16 protein-coding genes are annotated in these 17,463 nt (G+C 53.2%); 5 read left to right on the forward strand and 11 right to left on the reverse strand.

Annotation, left to right across the window (positions count from 1 at the left end):
- Nucleotides 1-155 precede the first annotated feature (155 nt).
- Complete coding sequence (locus SJY13_RS07415; RefSeq protein WP_377189644.1) at nt 156-542, reverse strand: ankyrin repeat domain-containing protein; 387 nt, start codon at nt 540-542, stop codon at nt 156-158.
- Nucleotides 543-1,105: 563 nt separating this feature from the next.
- Here SJY13_RS07415 and SJY13_RS07420 point away from each other — a divergent pair.
- Together SJY13_RS07420 and SJY13_RS07425 are read left to right on the forward strand one after the other, a co-directional pair.
- Entirely contained in the window at nt 1,106-3,085 is a 1,980-nt protein-coding gene (locus SJY13_RS07420; protein ID WP_377189647.1) for a bifunctional 2',3'-cyclic-nucleotide 2'-phosphodiesterase/3'-nucleotidase, read from the forward strand.
- Nucleotides 3,086-3,500: 415 nt separating this feature from the next.
- Nucleotides 3,501-5,042 carry a metallophosphoesterase family protein gene (locus SJY13_RS07425; protein ID WP_377189650.1) on the forward strand — a complete coding sequence of 514 codons (1,542 nt, stop codon included), beginning with the start codon at nt 3,501-3,503 and terminating at the stop codon, nt 5,040-5,042.
- 398 nt (nt 5,043-5,440) lie between these two features.
- Here SJY13_RS07425 and SJY13_RS07430 read toward each other — a convergent pair whose 3' ends face one another.
- From SJY13_RS07430 to SJY13_RS07455, 6 genes are all read right to left on the reverse strand, one after another.
- Nucleotides 5,441-6,124, reverse strand: a complete 684-nt coding sequence (locus SJY13_RS07430; protein ID WP_377189653.1) for an aspartate/glutamate racemase family protein — start codon at nt 6,122-6,124, stop codon at nt 5,441-5,443.
- A 6-nt stretch (nt 6,125-6,130) separates the two neighbouring features.
- Nucleotides 6,131-6,853, reverse strand: a complete 723-nt coding sequence (locus tag SJY13_RS07435) for an ABC transporter ATP-binding protein (protein ID WP_377189656.1) — start codon at nt 6,851-6,853, stop codon at nt 6,131-6,133.
- 3 nt (nt 6,854-6,856) lie between these two features.
- On the reverse strand, nt 6,857-7,639 hold the full coding sequence (locus SJY13_RS07440) for an ABC transporter ATP-binding protein (RefSeq protein ID WP_377189659.1): 783 nt from the start codon (nt 7,637-7,639) through the stop codon (nt 6,857-6,859).
- Nucleotides 7,636-8,616 (reverse strand): branched-chain amino acid ABC transporter permease, encoded by a 981-nt coding sequence (locus tag SJY13_RS07445; RefSeq protein WP_377189662.1) that lies wholly within the window; start codon nt 8,614-8,616, stop codon nt 7,636-7,638. Before SJY13_RS07445 ends, SJY13_RS07440 begins: the two co-directional genes overlap by 4 nt.
- Before the next feature lie 4 nt (nt 8,617-8,620).
- On the reverse strand, nt 8,621-9,490 hold the full coding sequence (locus SJY13_RS07450; RefSeq protein WP_377189665.1) for a branched-chain amino acid ABC transporter permease: 870 nt from the start codon (nt 9,488-9,490) through the stop codon (nt 8,621-8,623).
- 87 nt (nt 9,491-9,577) lie between these two features.
- Entirely contained in the window at nt 9,578-10,765 is a 1,188-nt protein-coding gene (locus SJY13_RS07455) for an ABC transporter substrate-binding protein (RefSeq protein WP_377189668.1), read from the reverse strand.
- Nucleotides 10,766-10,811: 46 nt separating this feature from the next.
- On the opposite strand from SJY13_RS07455, the gene SJY13_RS07460 reads away from it, so the two are divergent.
- The 3 genes from SJY13_RS07460 to SJY13_RS07470 all read left to right on the forward strand — a co-directional run bounded on the left by SJY13_RS07460 (nt 10,812) and on the right by SJY13_RS07470 (nt 13,984).
- The gene (locus SJY13_RS07460) at nt 10,812-11,714 is read left to right on the forward strand and encodes a GntR family transcriptional regulator (RefSeq protein WP_377189671.1); all 903 of its coding nucleotides are present in this window, start codon (nt 10,812-10,814) and stop codon (nt 11,712-11,714) included.
- 684 nt (nt 11,715-12,398) lie between these two features.
- Complete coding sequence (locus SJY13_RS07465) at nt 12,399-13,334, forward strand: helix-turn-helix domain-containing protein (RefSeq protein ID WP_377189674.1); 936 nt, start codon at nt 12,399-12,401, stop codon at nt 13,332-13,334.
- Nucleotides 13,335-13,393: 59 nt separating this feature from the next.
- A complete protein-coding gene (locus SJY13_RS07470; protein ID WP_377189677.1) occupies nt 13,394-13,984 on the forward strand; it encodes a transposase in 591 nt (196 codons plus the stop codon).
- A gap of 126 nt (nt 13,985-14,110) precedes the next feature.
- Here SJY13_RS07470 and SJY13_RS07475 read toward each other — a convergent pair whose 3' ends face one another.
- The 4 genes from SJY13_RS07475 to phnC are packed head-to-tail and all read right to left on the reverse strand — an operon-like array spanning nt 14,111 to nt 17,434.
- Entirely contained in the window at nt 14,111-15,016 is a 906-nt protein-coding gene (locus tag SJY13_RS07475; protein ID WP_377189680.1) for an HAD-IIA family hydrolase, read from the reverse strand.
- Entirely contained in the window at nt 15,013-15,828 is an 816-nt protein-coding gene (gene phnE / locus SJY13_RS07480; RefSeq protein WP_377189683.1) for a phosphonate ABC transporter, permease protein PhnE, read from the reverse strand. Before phnE (SJY13_RS07480) ends, SJY13_RS07475 begins: the two co-directional genes overlap by 4 nt.
- Nucleotides 15,828-16,643 carry a phosphonate ABC transporter, permease protein PhnE gene (gene phnE / locus SJY13_RS07485; protein ID WP_299987288.1) on the reverse strand — a complete coding sequence of 272 codons (816 nt, stop codon included), beginning with the start codon at nt 16,641-16,643 and terminating at the stop codon, nt 15,828-15,830. Before phnE (SJY13_RS07485) ends, phnE (SJY13_RS07480) begins: the two co-directional genes overlap by 1 nt.
- Nucleotides 16,640-17,434 (reverse strand): phosphonate ABC transporter ATP-binding protein, encoded by a 795-nt coding sequence (gene phnC / locus SJY13_RS07490; protein ID WP_377189687.1) that lies wholly within the window; start codon nt 17,432-17,434, stop codon nt 16,640-16,642. The genes phnE (SJY13_RS07485) and phnC overlap by 4 nt, the downstream gene beginning before the upstream one ends.
- Nucleotides 17,435-17,463: the final 29 nt, after the last annotated feature.

Genomic DNA, 17,463 nt, shown 5'->3' on the forward strand with positions numbered 1-17,463 from the left:
GGAGAAAAGCAGCCCTTAGCCGACATCTATCGGCTTGTCTGGATGCTGCAGTCGCAGCTCGCATTGCCGACATTCGTCGCGCGTGCAAAGTCTGAAGCCGCTCGAACTTACACAACGCGAACAAAGCCACTATTCGCAATGCTACGAGGATGAAGTCACAAGTTTCGAAAACACTGTTGCATCTCGCCGCCCACTTCGACAGCGATTTCTATCGGGGATTTTCCGAATTCAGATATCGCAGACGGATTCGCACCACGCTTCAACAATGCCTCAACGACTGCGGTGTATTCTTTGCGCACGGCAATATGCAAAGGCGTTTCGGACATATCGCCTACGGCGTTTACATCCGCACCAGCTTCAATAAGGAGCAGTGCTCCATAGATATTTTTTTGCCAAAGCATCGCATGTAAAGGGGTGTCCCCATCGGAGCCCCTGCTGTCGATGTTGACGAGAGCTTCACCCATCTCGGCAGGGAACAAAGTTTCGGAACATGATGAAAGAACCTGATCTAAAGTCTCCCTAGATTTGGCCCTCTTAGACATTCTACCTCCCTGCAAATCGACATTAAATGGTTCCATAGCATACCTGAATTCTGTACTTCTAACGAGAAGTTTCAAGTCAATTTGGGCTCAGAACCGACCTCGGAGGCATTGCGACCGCCGATTTGTGTGCTACGCCTCTCCCCGCGTGCGCGGCCCATAGCCGACCTACGGCATCAACTTGAGATTCTGCGGCACAGCCCACGAAACCAGCCCTTCGCTGCGACTGCGAACTCACAGTCTGAAGCAAAAGCAACCGTCTGCTACATCGTGGTGAAGGAAGGGTGCATGAATGAGAGCATATCCGACAAGACAGACCTTTTTCGGCTTGGTGTTTTGCTTTGTTTAGCCTCGAATGATCGAGAAATCTCTACTTTGAATTGACCAATCAAAGGGAAGCTCAGGTTCACCACTTGCGGTACCTTAGCAAACCCCTGATGTTTGGGTATGGTGCTGAATACCACCAACCGTGAATAGCGCGACAGATGTTCTCGCAACCCATGTCATACGGATGTCGCGGAAAGCCTGCAAAAGGCACGTTAACCAACCAACTTGAGAGGTGCCCAATGTCTTTCTCTAACCGTACATTGTTTTCGCGTCGCCAGTTTCTCTCCACAACAGCTGCGAGTACCGCTGCAATTACGCTTCACCCCTTCTCGGCTGATGCGGCCAACAATCAGGCGCATCTTCGTATCATGGAAACAACCGACATCCATGTTCATGTGTTCCCCTATGATTACTATGCCGACAAACCTCGGGATACGGTGGGCCTGTCCCGCACCGCCTCAATCATCAATGAAATCCGTGCTGAGGCAGTAAACTCGCTGTTGGTTGACAATGGAGACTTTCTACAGGGCAACCCGATGGGCGACTACATCGCCTATGAACGCGGTATGAAGGAGGGGGATAGCCACCCAGTCATCACCGCGTTCAACACGGTTGGTTATGATGCAGCCACACTGGGAAATCATGAGTTTAACTATGGGTTAAACTTCCTTGAGACCTCTTTGGCCGGTGCAGATTTCCCAGTGGTTCTTGCCAACGTAGCAATAGAGAAAGGCGCGAGCCCGCGCGAAGACAAGACGCTCGTCCAGCCTTACACAATTCTCGATCGCGAAATCGAAATGGGTGACGGCACGAAGCATCCCATCAAAATCGGTATTATCGGTTTTACCCCTCCGCAGATCATGAACTGGGATCGCAAGCATCTCGAAGGCAATGTCGAAGCGCGGGATATCGTTGAGACGGCCAAGGCCTATTTGCCTGAGATGCAGGAACAAGGCTGCGATCTGATCATCGCTTTGTCGCATTCAGGAATTGGGGGAGCCGATCACGCTGATGGTATGGAAAACGCGTCTGTTGTGCTTGCTGGTGTCGACGGGATCGACGCGCTGGTCACGGGTCACAATCACTTGGTCTTTCCCTCGCCAACATTTGCAGACCGTCCCGGCATCGATGTTGATAGAGGCACGCTGATGGGTAAACCCGCCGTTATGGGCGGCTTCTGGGGGTCGCATCTTGGTCTGCTTGATCTGCTGTTGGAACGGGATGGAAACGAATGGCGGGTGGTGACCACCACATCCGAGGCGCGACCTATTTCCCGAAGGAACGAGGACCGATCAATCACCGCGCTGGTCGGAGATGATCAGCGAGTCCTCGACTCGGTTGCGACAGATCACGACGAAACGCTAGTCTATGTTCGCCGCGCTGTTGGCAAGACCTCAGCACCTCTGCACAGCTATTTCGCATTGGTTGCAGATGACCCGTCAGTCCAAATCGTATCAATCGCGCAGAAGTGGTATGTCGAAGAGATGCTGAAAGGCACAGAACATGAAGGCTTGCCGATCTTGTCAGCGGCAGCACCTTTCAAGGCTGGTGGCCGCGGTGGTCCGGAATACTACACGGATGTTCCCGTTGGTGACGTTGCCATCAAAAACGTAGCCGATCTGTATCTCTATCCGAACACAGTGAGAGCAGTCCGCGTGAATGGTGCGCATGTCAGGGGCTGGTTGGAACGTTCGGCCGGAATGTTCAATCAGGTTAAAGCGGGTTCGAAGGATGCGGTCCTGCTGAACTCGGAATTCCCTTCCTACAACTTTGACGTGATGGATGGTGTGATCTATCAGATTGACCTGTCCCAGCCTTCGCGCTTTGGGCCCAAAGGCGAAGAGATCAACTCCGATGCCGCGCGGATTGTAAACCTTACTTACAATGGCGAACCCGTTACTGATGACATGGAGTTCATCATCGCCACCAACAACTATCGCGCATCAGGCGGTGGAGCCTTCCCCGGAGCGTTGGGTGACACAATCGTATTCGAAGCCCCGGATACCAACCGCGACGTCATAGTGCGCTATATTGTCGAGCAGGGCACGATTGATCCAAAGGCAGATGCCAACTGGTCTTTTGCGCCGCTTGGGGACACGACAGTGTTGTTCGAGACCGGCCCAAAAGCGCGGGACTATATGGGCGACGTCAAAGGTGTCACAATCGAGGACGCCGGAGAAGGCGCCGACGGCTTCGCAGCCTTCCGGATCAAGCTCTGATCCAATTGGAGCAAGAATACCACCCGCCACCAAATAAAGCTGGTGGTGGGCTTACATTGGTGACTGCGGCCCATAAGAGACATCCACTGGCCACCCGATTTTCTGCGGACGCAGCCCGCTTTGCAGCCATCCGCCGCAAGCGCAAAATGCAGCGCCCGTCGAACTAGCAGGTCGCGGACAACGTGACCATCAGCTAAACGCCTGCCAATATGGGTGTGGAACTGCGAGGATTGACCCGCGGTGGCGGCTTGTCCAAGAAGCTTGATCCATACGTAAAACAGCGGCAACATCCATAGAGTGGCGTTCAATTTTTGGAACGTCGGTTTAACGATATTGGTCAAACGGAAGCATCGGGTGTTTCCCAGGGCCAAAGTTTGCAGAAAACCATTTTCAATCTAACTTCAGGGAGCAAGCCATGACGGCCATGACCCAGACCGAGGCAGACGTTTTAGAAAAAATTTCAGTACTCCTCCAAAAACCGGAAGATAGACCCCCTTCAGACCAGATTGACGTCACTTTTGATCCGGCGAAAATCATCAAGGACCTTGAGGAGTTTTACGAACTTCTGAAAGAGTCCGACGCCATGCTCAAGGCAAGTGTGCCTTACCTTAAGCCGCCACATTACCGGCCCGAGCTTCCTGCGCACGGCGAGATTGAATTTGGCATTCTGCCTTTTTGGGCAAAATACCCAAAGGAAATCCCCGATTACCAAGACATACCACAAGTCTTCCTTGAGTTCCTTAAATTAGTCGATGGTTTGGGCCTCATTCCACAACCAACGCTCACGCCTAAAGAGTATGAGCATCTCAAGACAGCAGTCCTTAGCTACAATGCGATCTCGCCCGACGGTACGTCTTGGGGAATTGGGAACTTCGGGCAACTGGATTATCGCTGGCTCGAAGCGCCGATTAACATGCTTCTTGTCAACTATTACTACAAGAAATACCCATGGCCGATGGCGGACCTGAATGACCCGGCCAAAAGCCCGCATGTGGCAACGATCCCCGAGGGTGGCAATACATTTGTGGTTGCCGGCGATTGGGGAACAGGGGGAGACGACGCCAAAGCGGTGCGTCATGCGGCTGTGCATCTGGACCCGTACTACCTGTTTCACTTAGGAGACGTATATTACACCGGCACACCCCAACAATCGCCCCGTCAGACCTTCCTTGGGCCAGGCTATGAGATGGCCCATCTTGTTGATTTCTGGCCCAAGACGCACAGGAAGCCCGGCCGGTCCTTCACGATGAATTCCAACCATGAAATGTACACAGGTGCTCGGGGTCTTTTTGAGGACGCTCTGTCCAGCCCAATCTTTGCCCACCAAAACGGTTTCACCTATGGGATGCTGGAAAACGAATTTTGGCAGGTTTTCTACCTCGACAGTGCCTACTACAGTCCAGATTTTCTCAAAATGTATGGTGCGCTTAGCGAAGATCAAATCAGTTTCGTGAAATCGAAGCGCAAAGGGAATACCGACAAGAAAACAATCGTCATGACCCATCACACGCCCTTCGATGTGACTGGCAAGTTCGAACAGGTCAAGAACAAAAAATCTCTGCTCCGAGATGTCGCCAGGGCTTTGGACAACAACCTGCCGGATTACTGGTATTTCGGGCATATCCATGACGGGATTGCCTATGCGCCAAAGAAAGTTGTCGCTTCAAAACACGGCCCGAAGATCCCGGGCACCTGTCACATGCGGTGCACCGGCCACGCCTCTATGCCGTATGGGGCGCCCTGGGCATTGGCTAAATTGGGCAGCAAACCGCCCTTCAAGAAATCCGACTTCATCAAGGACATCGAGTTTTTTGCACAAACGCCAAAGCCCGACTGCGGCCTTCATGTCAAAAACGGCTTTATGACCTTTACCTTTACAGGAGCAAATATCGAGGAAGCCTTCTACGACAGCGATGGAAAAAGGACTTGGTTCCGGAAAAGCGGACCCACCACCTGAGACTGATCGTCCGCAGGTCAGGGGTAGTCGCAGGCCACAGATCTCGAACGGTATGTCGAGTTGCCACGGCGTGACCGCCAGTCGATGTCGAGCAGGGCCGCCACCGATCAAAAAGATCAATTCCCGGCACTAGCTACTGTCTGCTGGCGAGCCAGTATCGATGAACACTCTCGTAGAGGATACCGGCCGTTACCAGTCATTCATCGTGCCCCTCACCGCCGCAGCGCAGCATTCGTATTGCGCCATTCGTGCAGAGTGCAGCATTTCCACCTCGGCAATGACCGGGTCGCGGACAAAGTACCAATTCGCTGCGGCTGCATCGAAGTCCGCTTACGACGCGTTGCGAAGTTCAATTATTTTTCACGTCAAATCAGCCATACAAGAGCAACGAGCCGCTGCTAGCTATACGAATAGGCACCGATTTTCGAAGTGCTAAGTTTGTTACTCACCAACGCCTCAGCAAATGTGATACCTGCAGCCACCCCATCAATAACAGGTAAGCCAAACTCCTCGCTGAGCTGGGCCATTAGGTCAGCCATTCCTGCGCATCCAAGAACGATTGCTTCAGCATTGTCCTGTTCAATTGCCACACGGATTTCTGAACGAATTTTATCCAAGGTGGCTGAGTCGCCCTCTTCAAGCTTAAGAACAGGAATTTCAGTTGCTCGAACACGCCCGCACTTTTGGGCAAGCCCATAGCGCATCAGGTTGTTTTCCAGCCCCGGCACCGAGCGGGACAGAGTAGTGATAACGCTGAACTTATTGGCGATCATACTGGCCGCGTGATATGCGGCCTCACCAATGCCAAGGACAGGAACGGACACAAGTGTGCGCACAGCGTCGAGTCCTGTATCATCAAAACAGGCAATGACAATTGCGTCGACGTCCTTGTGCTGCGCAACTTCTTTCAACAACCCTGGCACACAAGTTGCGACGTCCAAAAAACCCTGAATACTAGCTGGGCCGTCTTGCGAACTGGCGGCCACGATATCCGTGTTAGGACGGGCAACGGCGCGCGCCGCCGATGCGATCTTGTCAGTCATGGATGTGGTTGAATTTGGATTGATAACCAGAATTTTCATGTCAGTTCATACCTCACCGCCAAGGTAGGCGGCCTTGATCCGGTCGTCGTGCAACAGTTCGTTGGACTTGCCTTCGATGACCACGTTCCCGGTGGCCATTGCGTAGGCGCGGTGCGATATGCTGAGCGCCATACGGGAATTTTGTTCCACCAACAGCACTGACACACCTTCGTCGCGGTTAATCGCCACGATAGAGCGGGCGATGTCCTGTACCAGCTTTGGCGCGATGCCAAGGCTGGGTTCATCCAGCAACAAGAGCTTGGGCTTGGCCATTAACGCACGGCCAATCACCATCATCTGCTGCTCACCACCCGACAAAGTGCCAGCTGCCTGAGAGTAGCGCTCCTTGAGGCGTGGAAAGCGGGCGAGGATGCTGTCCAGTGTGACTTGTATGCCCGCCTTATCGTTGCGGGTGAAGGCCCCCATCATCAGATTGTCTTTGACCGACATGAACGGGAACACACGACGCCCCTCTGGCACCATGGCGATGCCGCGTTTGACGATTGCAGACGGGTCTGTTCCGTCCACACGTTCCCCGTCGAAGGTGACGGACCCTTTCACAGGTTTCGCCAAGCCCGTAATGGCGCGCAAAATGGACGATTTGCCCGCACCATTCGCCCCGATCAAGGCAACCGTTTCGCCTTGGTTCACGTTGAGCGAGACACCTTTCAGCGCATAGACATGGTCATAGTAAAGTTCGACGTCTGTGAAATCCAACATGGCTGTCATGGCTTACATCCCGATCTCATCGTCGGCGCTGCCCAGATAGGCCTCGATGACTTTTTCATTGTTCTGGATTTCGGACGGCGTGCCCTCGGCGATCTTTTCACCAAAGTTCAATACGACGATCCGGTCCGAGATGTTCATGACAGCAGGCATGTCGTGCTCCACCAACATGACCGTCACGCCTCGTTCGTCGCGTACAGAGCGCACGAGATTGACCATGTTCATCGTCTCATCGTGGTTCATGCCTGCAAAGGGCTCATCCAACAACAGCACCTTGGGGTCAGTGGCCAGACCAATGGCAATGCCTAGCGCGCGCAGGTTGCCTTGTGGCAGATTGCTGGCCAGCTCATGCGCAATCTCTGACATGCTGAGGAACTCCAACAACTCATCCGCGTATTTGCCAAAGGCGGACACATCTTCTTTGGCAGTCTTAGAATCCCAGAAATACCCGGCCAGAGATGCCTTGGCCCGCAGGTGCTGTGCGACCACAACGCTTTCGCGCACGGTCATGCTTTTGAAGATCGTCGTCTCTTGAAACGTGCGTACGATGCCCTTACGGGCAACGACATGCGGTTTCAGGTTGGAAATACGCTCTCCGCGATAGAGCACTTCACCTGATGTGGTCGGTGTGAAGGATGAAATCATCTTGAACAGCGTCGATTTTCCAGCACCGTTCGGGCCGATGACCGATAAAATTTCATTCTCAGACACTTCAAAACTGATGTCATTATTCGCGGTTAGACCGCCGTATTTCTTGGTGACATTATTGACCTGAATAAGGGCGCTCATTTATTGTTCCCCTTGCCAAACCGAATGCTGAGTAGGCCATTAGGTAGGAAGCGGATCACGGCGATCAGGATGATCGAGTAAACAAGCATCTGGTATTTGCCGAGTTCGAACAAAAGGTCCCAACCAAAGTACAATACAAGCGTTCCAAGAATTGGACCAAAGACATAGCCAAGCCCCCCAAGGAAGCAATTCAGCATAAAGTTGACCGAATCCGCTACAACAAAGGTGGAGGGGTAGACCGACTGCGCGATTGAGCCGAACATGGCCCCACCGATGCCGCCAAAGAAGCTTGAGATCGCAAAGATCACAATGCGGATGTAGGCGATGTTCACCCCGATAGAACTGGCAAGCTCTTCGTTTTGCTGCATCGAACGGCAAAGGTGCCCAAGGCGCGAATTGACCAGCCTATAAAGTGCCGCATAAGTCACGACCATCAGGATGCAGGCCGTCAGGTAGAAGGCCAGTTTGGTGTTCTCCATGGCGCCGAAATCAGGGATCAGCGGGATGCCAAAAATCGAGACGCCGGTCGGCAAGGGGATGTTTGAAATGCCCTTGGCCCCGTTTGTTACGGGCAGGGCCAACGCAGTCAGCGTCACCACTTGGGTCAGGACCAGCGTTATCATCGCAAAATAGACGCCACGAAGGCGTAAGATCGGCAAGCCAATCAGCACGGCGACCAGCCCGGCAAACAACCCGGCGGCTGGGAGTGATATCCAGAAGGACCATCCGGCTTTGACGACCAGAATGGCCGAAACATATGCACCAATCAGCGCAAACGCCCCTTGGCCAATGTTGATCCGCCCAATGTAGAATGTCAGCCAGACGCCCGCACTAGCGATGGCCAAAAGCGCGACAGAGGTCAGGGTAAAGTAGAAATCCCAACGTCCCGTCATGTTGATAAGCAGCGGCACGCCAACAAAAATGGCCACAAGGAAGACACCGACGCCAACCAGTTGTTTTGTTGAAAATCCCATCATCATCTTAACCCCACGGCTTGCCCATCAGGCCCTGAGGCCGGATGGCGAGGAAGATCATCAGCGAGATGAAAATCAGCAGGTATGTGATGTCACCATATTGAGCCAAATACGCCAGCCCGAAGGCTTCCATAAAGCCTAAGATAATACCGCCCCAGATCGCGCCAGAGATCACTCCGGCACCGCCGATCATCACCATCATGAAGGCTTTGATTGATGTAGGCCCACCCATACCAAGGTTCACACCGGTGATGGTCACCAGAAGACCCCCAACCAAACCGGCCAACATCGCACCAAGCGCGAAGCCGATCATAGAGTAGCGGTCAACATTAACGCCCATCAACTGAGCAGCGGTTCGGTCTTGGGCCAGCGCTCGCAATGCACGACCGGTCTTGGTGTATTGCATCAGGCCGATAAACGCGACGATCGACAGGATCGCCAAGATGCAGATCAGAATGCGGTCATAAGGCATGATCAGGCGGAAATCATAGTTGAACACGCCATCGACAATCTTAGGAACGCCGCGCTGCTTTTCGCCAAAGACAATCAGGATCAGGGCATCCAGAAAGAATGCAATCCCTGCCGCCAAGAGCATCGTACTTTCTTCGCGGGCTGATCCCTTGATCACTGGGGCAAACAAGTATCGCTCAATCAGCGCCCCGAGGATCGCCAGGGTCACGCAGGACATAACAAGGGCAAAAACGAACGGCACGCCCCACTGGCCGTAGAATGTATAGGTGACGAAACCGCCAATCACGTACATCTGCCCGTGGGCAAAGTTGAGGACGTTCATCAAGGCAAAGATCAGGGTCAGACCAAGCGCGATCATCGCGTATTGAGACCCCAGATAGACGCCATTGGCCAATATCTGTTCCATGTCGATTTTCTTTCGTGGAAGAGCCCTGGGCCAAAGCGACCCAGGGAAAGTTCTGCTCAGGTGAAACCCAACGGCAGAAGGGAGTTTTTAGTCGACCTCAGCGACGAACAGCGTTTCGAACTGACCGTCCTGATAGACATTTACCACCAATGGCACTGCAACCTGACGCTTTTGGCCAAAGGACGACATGCCGACATAACGCAACTTTGCATCACCGTTCATGTAGGGGTTTGGTGCCTCAAAAGTGTCCATTGTCGTTTGGAACGCATCCACATCAGTGATAGCGGAAGGGTCGGCTTTCAACGTTTCCAGAATATACTCCAAAGCATAAACTTTGGTGTTGGATTCGTCGTTGTACTCTCCAAACATATCTGTGTAGCGCTGTACAAACTCGTTCATCATTGGTGATGCGAGCTCAGGCGTGGATGCCCCACCAACTGAGATGAAGCCGTTGGCCAGATCGCCAGCGCCTTCCGCCAGAACACCTGCATCCTGTGCGGTTTCGGTTGAAATCACACCTTCAAAACCCAGTTCCCGAGCGGAACGGATCAACTGTGGCGCGTTCGCAGGCGACACCCCGGATAAGACCAACAGATCAGGGCGCGTGCGCATGATTGGCGTTAGAACGGGTGTGAAATCTGTTGTATCAACCTGATACGTGACGTTGGATGAAACAACTTCCATGCCAAGTGCTGTTGCTGCTTCAACTCCACCATCCCGCTGGCTGAGCGGGTCAGATTCGTTGGCTGCAATGAAGGCTACAGATTTGACGCCCTTTTCCGCCATCAGGTATTTGTAGATTGCTGGGCCGGACTGGTAGTTGGCGACCATACCCAAAACGGCGTTGGAGGCCGGTGCTTGATAAAGCGACTTTGGAAACGCGTATGGGAAATAAATGATCCCGTTGGCTTCAGCTACGGGGCGCACAGCTGCCGCGCCGTCGTCAACATTCGGGCCGACGACGTAGTGGATGCCTTCTTGAGCCATTTTCTCCATGCCCGCAATTGCGCGTTTGGGATCTTTCTGGTCATCAAAGGAAACGATTTCAATGTCATAAGTTGTGCCGCCGATGGTGTAACCGCCGGTCTCATTGATCCAAGTCGCACGCGCTTCCATTGAGCGTTGGTTGGAAATACCCCAGGCCGCAGCAGGGCCGCTGGTCACGCCAACAAAGCCAATTTTCAGAACCGGGTTCTCTGCAAAGGCAGCAGTTGCCCCAATCGCCGTCAGTGTTGCAGCCGTCGCGGCTGCTTTCATGAGTGATCTTCGCTGCATATCTTAACTCCCGTTGAATTCAAATTCGGCGCGTTTCGCGCCATTCTTGGCCGGCAGTTTGATGGAATCCCCATGCGTGCCGCGTAGTCAGTTCACGATTGTTAACAATCTTTGTCAACATATTTGTCGTTTTGGTCGACAAATTCTAATACTTGGCCTTAGACTGATTGGAGATTATGCCTTTACAGCCAGCGAATCCAAAACAGCAATCAACCCTGAAAGTAGTCTCGTGTCCTCCAATCCTCAGCAAAGCAGCATAGGTAAGACGGGCCCCAATCCGGGATCGGATGAGAGTTATATCGTTGAGCGCATCTACAAGGCGGTCATGGAACAGCGTTTGGCACCAAACACCAAACTGAGTGAAGCACGCCTTTGCGAAACCTTTGGCGTTGGTCGTATGCGGGTTCGACGGGCACTTCTATTACTCTCGAGTCAGGGGCTCATTGAATTACAGTCAAATCGCGGCGCTTATGTTGCCTGTCCCGACAAGTCCGAGGCAAACGATGTATTTGCGGCTCGGATGCTGATCGAGCCGCCCCTCGTTCGGCAATTGGCTCAAAGCTCTGGTGATATTGATCTGACGGTTCTCATTGATCACATTGCCCTTGAGGATGCGGCCCGCGAAAAGGAAGAGCGAACCGAGATCATTCGGCTGTCCGGCGAATTCCATACAAAACTCGCCCAAGCAACGGGCAACAAGTTCATCTTCCGAATGATGCGCGAATTGGTCATGCGAACATCCCTCATCGTGGGCCTTTTCGGATCGTCGCAAAACGCGAGCTGCCCAGATGACGAGCACAGTAAGATCCTGCACGCAATCCAGTCACAGAACCCGCAATTAGCTGAGAGACTACTCATATCTCACCTGAACCACATTCAGAGCGGCCTTGATATGGAATCGCGGCAGGAACCTCAGGACGATCTGGCAACTATTCTTGGTTCGAGTTGATCAGAAAATCAGCGTATTTTGAAATGAAGGACCGTTGGAAACCGTTTGAATTGGGTTGATTGTCAGCTAAAGGTCCAAATGGCTGCGCGTTTCTCCATAAATTTCCCAAGGTCGGGTTTTAGGTAACTGTAGTCCTTCATGCAGTTCGCAGCATTGGTGCGTATGGGCTCGTAGCGGCCATCAGACGTCGTGCAGCATTGCCCCCTGCCCCAACTCAAACTGATCTTGCGGACGGCCCTTACCGGACCTTGGTTCCTTTATCGCGATGCCGCGTTGCGGCCCGTCATTCCAGACATTCGCCGCAGGCGCAAAGCCAACGACTCGTCGAACTCATAGATTGCGCAATTAAATTTGAGTTCGCTACTGGTTCAGAGCCAATTTGAACGGTCGAATGAAAACCATCGGCGGGGCCTGGCTGCAGGGCCAGGTTCATAGCCGTAACGATTGTGTTGGCCATCGTCGAAATGCGGTTCGGGTTTATGATTGTCTTTTCTTGGCCAGAACCAGGGAAACAGAAGTTCTGTTGCACCTGGAAGCGAGGAGATACGTCGAGACATTGGTAGGGTTCCATTTGTAATTGATATGGATCGACCCTGCTCACCTCATCTCTAACCAACCACTGACATGATCCGGATTACCCGTAAGTCATCCGTAAGTCTCTTGGCACAATAGACCTCAACAGGCATGTTAAATCACGAAGTCCTCCAACGTTTGTGGGTCTGTATGCCAGTTCAACCTTCTCTGTTTGCTGAAAAGCTACGCCGCTGGCGTTCCGACAACGGCACCCACGGTCGCATCACACAAGAGGTATTGGCAGCGTTGTTAGATGTAAGTGTAGATGCAATCGGCAAATATGAACGCTCGCTGTCGTTCATTCGAGGCGACCTGGAGAGCAGATTGTCGGAAAGGTTGGGGTGGAGCATTGACGAGATACTAGCTTGTCGGCTGGATTGGGAGGCACGGCAGGGTAATTTTGTCGATACAAAGTACCAATTGCTGGACGATGCGCTGGTGGACAGGCATTTTAACGGGTCATACCGGGAGGCGATCTGCCACATGATCTCAACCGCGGACACGGAATTGGGTCGATTACCCGAGGAGCTGGCCGCCGATGAGAGAGTTTTCCTGCCGATCTATCAAACCTACGACGATCATTGGCAAATGGTTATCAGGGATGGTCGGATGGTCGCAAAATGGGCTCTGCTATTGCTATTCCCTGAAGATGAAGCCGAATTTCGTGCGTGTAGACTGCGTGAATCAAATCTATCCGTCGAGCGAGTACGACAGCCTATCCTGCCGGGCACATACTTCGGCTATTGCCCTGCCTTAATTGTTAGCCGTGGTCACGAAAGTGCTGCGCCTTTGTTGTTGTCGTCCTTTGTAACCTACCTAGAACAATTGGCTCGTCGCGATATTGTTCTGCATGGACTCGGCTCTATTAGCTGTTCGCCAGGTGGGGCTCAGGTGTGTCAGGACCTGGGAATGACCCGTCTTGGCGACTACCGGCTTGGGCCGGAATATGGAGTATGGGAATTGCCTGGCTCGGCGGTGTCCGCTTCGCTTTTCGGTCGGCGCAGTCCAATGCTGCGCCAAGCCTACACCCAAGCTTTTCTAATTTAATTGCGGGTCAGGGCCTCAAATATATCGTCAAACATGGCAACGCTGCCTCGGTGGTTGACATGACCCCGAAAAAGCTCGCCGGCGATACCGGCTACGGTTCAGCTAAGATGCTGGGCTGGCTGGTGGAGGAACGTGGCATCGCCCCACACATCCCGGTTTGGGATAAATCGAAACGAACGAACGGCACGTTCTCTCGTGAAGACTTCGTCTACGATCCAGCAACTGACAGCTACACATGTCCCGGTAACAAGGAACTGCGGACATATCGCCGGAACTTCTCAAAACCACGAAAGCCCAACGGCGGCAAAGATGGTTTCATCCGATACCGCGCCTCAAAACACGACTGCGATGTATGCCCGCTCAAACCGCAATGCTGCCCAGGTGATCCGGGGCGACGCGTGATGCGATCCGTCCACGAAGCGGCTCGCGACGTTGCCCGCGATATCCGAAAAACCGACGCCTACATGACGTCGTTCATTCAGAGGCGGAAAGTCGAGATGCTGCTTGCACATCTAAAGCGATACATAGGCGTGTCGATGATGCGGCTGAGAGGACCCAAGGGCGCATATGAACAGTTCCAACTCGCAGCCACGGCCCAAAACCTTCGGAAACTCGCAAAACTGGTTCCGCAACCAGAACCAACAGGCTGAGAGGAACGGACCAGCTGCTTTGGGCTTCGCCCATCGGCAGCTCCAAGGTCGACTTATTCAACACTATGCGGGCTTACAGGACATTCGAGTTGAACGGAAAATCTATCGAAAATGAATGCTCTAAACTCAAGGCCGGCCTACTATAAAGTTTGGCACTATCCCCGCCTTCTTGATCGCTGCTTCAACATCATGCCCTGCGAAGAATCCATATCCTGAGATGAGTGCCGAATCTATGCCTGCGCTGGATGCGCCCAGAACGTCAGTGTGCAGGCTGTCGCCAACCATCAGAATTCGGGACTTGTCGATGTGCCCGAGGCGTTGGAAAGCGAGATCATAGATGTTGCCGAAAGGCTTTCCAAAGAACTGAGGGGCGACACCCGTTCGGTCTGCCAGCCGGTGCGCAAAAAGACCGGGCTCTTTGGAAAATCCGTACTCGCGAGGAGCAACAATATCTGGGTTTCCGACCATTACCGGGCGGGGACGCTCTAGCAAGGCGGTCTCCAACATGGCTTGACGCGTTTCAGTCCAAACCGCTGACCCGATCATCAGGAATCCGTCGACAGTTCCGTAGGGTTCTGGGTCATCCTCCAGATAGGATAGTTTCAACCCCTCCAAATCGCGAAGACCGGCGCTGGGGGTCGCCATCAAGCCCCAATGCAACCCACTTTGACCGTTTACTTCTGATAGCAACGTCGCCCGGCTGGTGATCACGTCTCGGGGCGCAAAGTCATAACCAAGCCTGGAATATTTTTCCAACAGAGTTGTGTGAGGAAACCCAGCAGCATTTGAAACGACCAAAACATGTTTGCCGGCGGCTTTCAGTGACCTGACCCGATCCGGTGTATCCGGGATTGCCGTATCACCTATATTGAGAACCCCGAATGCGTCGAGGAGGAACACGTCGAACTCATGAGCTATGTCATCAAGCGTTTCAACCTGACGATACTTCACTTCAGTAGGTCTAGCTTGGGGAAGTCGGTGGCGTACAGCCTCATAGGCATCGAAAGCGTCCTGCGCAGAGAACCCGGTCAAATGATCGCCCCTCGAACCTTTGCCGAGACCCATTCGCTAATCAAAACCGCAACGAGAATTATAATCAGGATGAGGCTGACTTGCGGCCAGGCCAGCACGTTGAGCGAAGCTGACAGCTGTAACCCTATGCCTCCGGCACCAACTAGGCCCAGAACCGTGGACTCGCGAATATTGATGTCCCAACGAAAAACGGCAATGCCGGCAAATGCAGGCAATATCTGCGGAACGATCCCGTAAGCCATGATTTGCCAGCGCGACGCACCAGTCGCCGTGATCGCTTCGACCTGAGCGTGATCAATTTCCTCTATGGCCTCGTACAGAAGCTTTGCGCAGAAACCAATAGAACGGATTGCAATTGCAATAACACCCGCAAAGACGCCTGGGCCAATAATTGCGATCAATAGAAGGGCCCAGATCAGCGAGTTGATAGAGCGAGTCGAGACAATGACCAACAAAGCAACAGGGCGGATGAACAATGTCGACGGCGTGGTATTGCGCGCGGCCAAGAAGGCAACCGGCACTGCCATGCACAAGGCGATGATTGTACCCAGGGTGGCGATGTTCAGTGTGTCCCAAATCGGGCGGCCCAGCTGTGTGATGTAGTCCCATTTGGGAGGCGTTGCGCGGGTCCAGATATCGTTGGCAATGCGGGGTGCATCCCAGACGAAAAACCAGGTCGTCGATTCCGAGATGAATTGCCAGCAATAAACAAAGACAGCCACACCCAAAAGCCAGCCAAACCAGCGAACAAGACTTTGACCCGTCGTCCGTCGGCGCCAGATCTGCGTATCGTTTTGTTTAAGAACCGGCATTATTGAACCCTCGCGCGGATAATTCCCGAAAGGTATTCAAGTGCCATGACGATCCCGATGATCAGGATGAGAATGGCTGCTGCTGTGTCGTACTCATATCGATCGAACGCAGTGTTCAACGTCGCACCAATTCCGCCGGCGCCCACCAGGCCAAGAATTGCGCTTTCTCGGAAATTGATGTCGATCCTGTACATGGAAAGGCCCACAAGTCGCGGCATAACCTGTGGCTGAACGCCATAGTTGATCCATTGCGGCCAACGCGCGCCAGAGGCCTTGATTGCCTCGGCCTGAACCTTGTCCATCGCTTCGATGTCTTCGGCCAAAAGTTTTGAGAGAAATCCAATGGTGGCGAAGGAAAGGGTCAGAAATCCGGCCAGCGGACCAAAACCGAAGATAGCCACCAGCAAAATGGCCACGATGATTTCTTGCAAGGCTCGACTGATGGCAACAATGCCCCGGCAAATCATGTAGATTGGCAAAGGGGCGATGTTGCGTGCCGCGCCCAACCCTATCGGGATCGAAATCAGGATGCCCACGACCGACGCAGCCACGGTCATAATGATACTCTCCAGCAGACCGCTCCAAATGTCTGACCACCGCGAAACGAAGTCTGGGCTGGTAAACGCAAGTACAAATGCCCACCCCCGATCCAGTCCTTCATAGACACGACCCCAATCAACTTCGATGGTCATATAGGCGGCGATCAGGTACGCAAAAAACCCAAGGAACAATGCCCAGCGGAGCAAAGGGTTTTTGACAAAGGCAGGTTTACGCCAGCCTTTTCCGAGCATGTCGTCCAGTTCTCGATGGCTCATTCTGCGGCCTCGACATCTTCATCTTCGTCCACTTTTTCGATGCTCGCTTCCCAATCTTCCTCGCCGTAGATCTCGGTCAGCTTTTCTGGGGTAAGACCTGTTGGAAGGCCGTCATACACAATCTCACCAAAGCGAAGGCCGACAACTCGCGGAACAAACATTTGGGCGAGAGCCACATCATGGATGTTGATAATGGCCGCCAACCCTCGCTCCTGACATAATTCTGTTATGAGGCGCATGATTTGACGGCTGGTTTTGGGGTCCAGCGAGGCAGTTGGCTCATCGACCAGCAGCAGTTTCGGGTTTTGAATCAATGCGCGGCAAATGCCGACCCTTTGGCGTTGACCACCCGACAGTTCATCCGCTCGTTTGTCAGCCATGTGCAACAACCCCACCCGATCAAGCAGGCGGAAAGCCTCGTCGACGTCCGACTGCGGATATCGCCGCAGGAAACTGCGCCAGAATCCCACATATCCCAGCCGTCCCGACAATACGTTTTCCATCACCGTGAGACGTTCGACCAAGGCATATTCCTGAAAGATCATGCCCATTTCACGGCGCGCTTTACGTAAAGCGCCCGATCCGAGTTTGGTCAGGTCCACATCATCCAAAAGGACACCACCGCTTGTGGGTTCAACCAACCGGTTAATGCACCGGATCATGGTCGATTTGCCCGCACCCGAGGGCCCAATCAATGCAAGCACCTGTCCTTTGGGCACCTCAAGATCGATGGCCTTCAGCGCCTGATCTCCGGTCTTGTATGTTTTCGTCAGCTTTTGAAGACGCAGCATAAAATGCCCCAGATTAGGTTGAATAACGG

The sequence above is a fragment of the Ruegeria meonggei genome (assembly GCF_042768335.1).
Lineage (GTDB): Bacteria > Pseudomonadota > Alphaproteobacteria > Rhodobacterales > Rhodobacteraceae > Ruegeria > Ruegeria meonggei.

Coding starts and splice junctions, on each gene's coding strand:
- SJY13_RS07465 (WP_377189674.1), top strand. CDS start 12,399: ATGTTAAATCACGAAGTCCTCCAACGTTTGTGGGTCTGTATGCCAGTT.
- SJY13_RS07455 (WP_377189668.1), bottom strand. CDS start 10,765: ATGCAGCGAAGATCACTCATGAAAGCAGCCGCGACGGCTGCAACACTG.
- SJY13_RS07415 (WP_377189644.1), bottom strand. CDS start 542: ATGTCTAAGAGGGCCAAATCTAGGGAGACTTTAGATCAGGTTCTTTCA.
- SJY13_RS07470 (WP_377189677.1), top strand. CDS start 13,394: ATGACCCCGAAAAAGCTCGCCGGCGATACCGGCTACGGTTCAGCTAAG.
- SJY13_RS07445 (WP_377189662.1), bottom strand. CDS start 8,616: ATGATGGGATTTTCAACAAAACAACTGGTTGGCGTCGGTGTCTTCCTT.
- SJY13_RS07430 (WP_377189653.1), bottom strand. CDS start 6,124: ATGAAAATTCTGGTTATCAATCCAAATTCAACCACATCCATGACTGAC.
- phnE (WP_299987288.1), bottom strand. CDS start 16,643: ATGAGCCATCGAGAACTGGACGACATGCTCGGAAAAGGCTGGCGTAAA.
- SJY13_RS07425 (WP_377189650.1), top strand. CDS start 3,501: ATGACGGCCATGACCCAGACCGAGGCAGACGTTTTAGAAAAAATTTCA.
- SJY13_RS07420 (WP_377189647.1), top strand. CDS start 1,106: ATGTCTTTCTCTAACCGTACATTGTTTTCGCGTCGCCAGTTTCTCTCC.
- SJY13_RS07450 (WP_377189665.1), bottom strand. CDS start 9,490: ATGGAACAGATATTGGCCAATGGCGTCTATCTGGGGTCTCAATACGCG.
- phnE (WP_377189683.1), bottom strand. CDS start 15,828: ATGCCGGTTCTTAAACAAAACGATACGCAGATCTGGCGCCGACGGACG.
- SJY13_RS07440 (WP_377189659.1), bottom strand. CDS start 7,639: ATGAGCGCCCTTATTCAGGTCAATAATGTCACCAAGAAATACGGCGGT.
- SJY13_RS07435 (WP_377189656.1), bottom strand. CDS start 6,853: ATGACAGCCATGTTGGATTTCACAGACGTCGAACTTTACTATGACCAT.
- phnC (WP_377189687.1), bottom strand. CDS start 17,434: ATGCTGCGTCTTCAAAAGCTGACGAAAACATACAAGACCGGAGATCAG.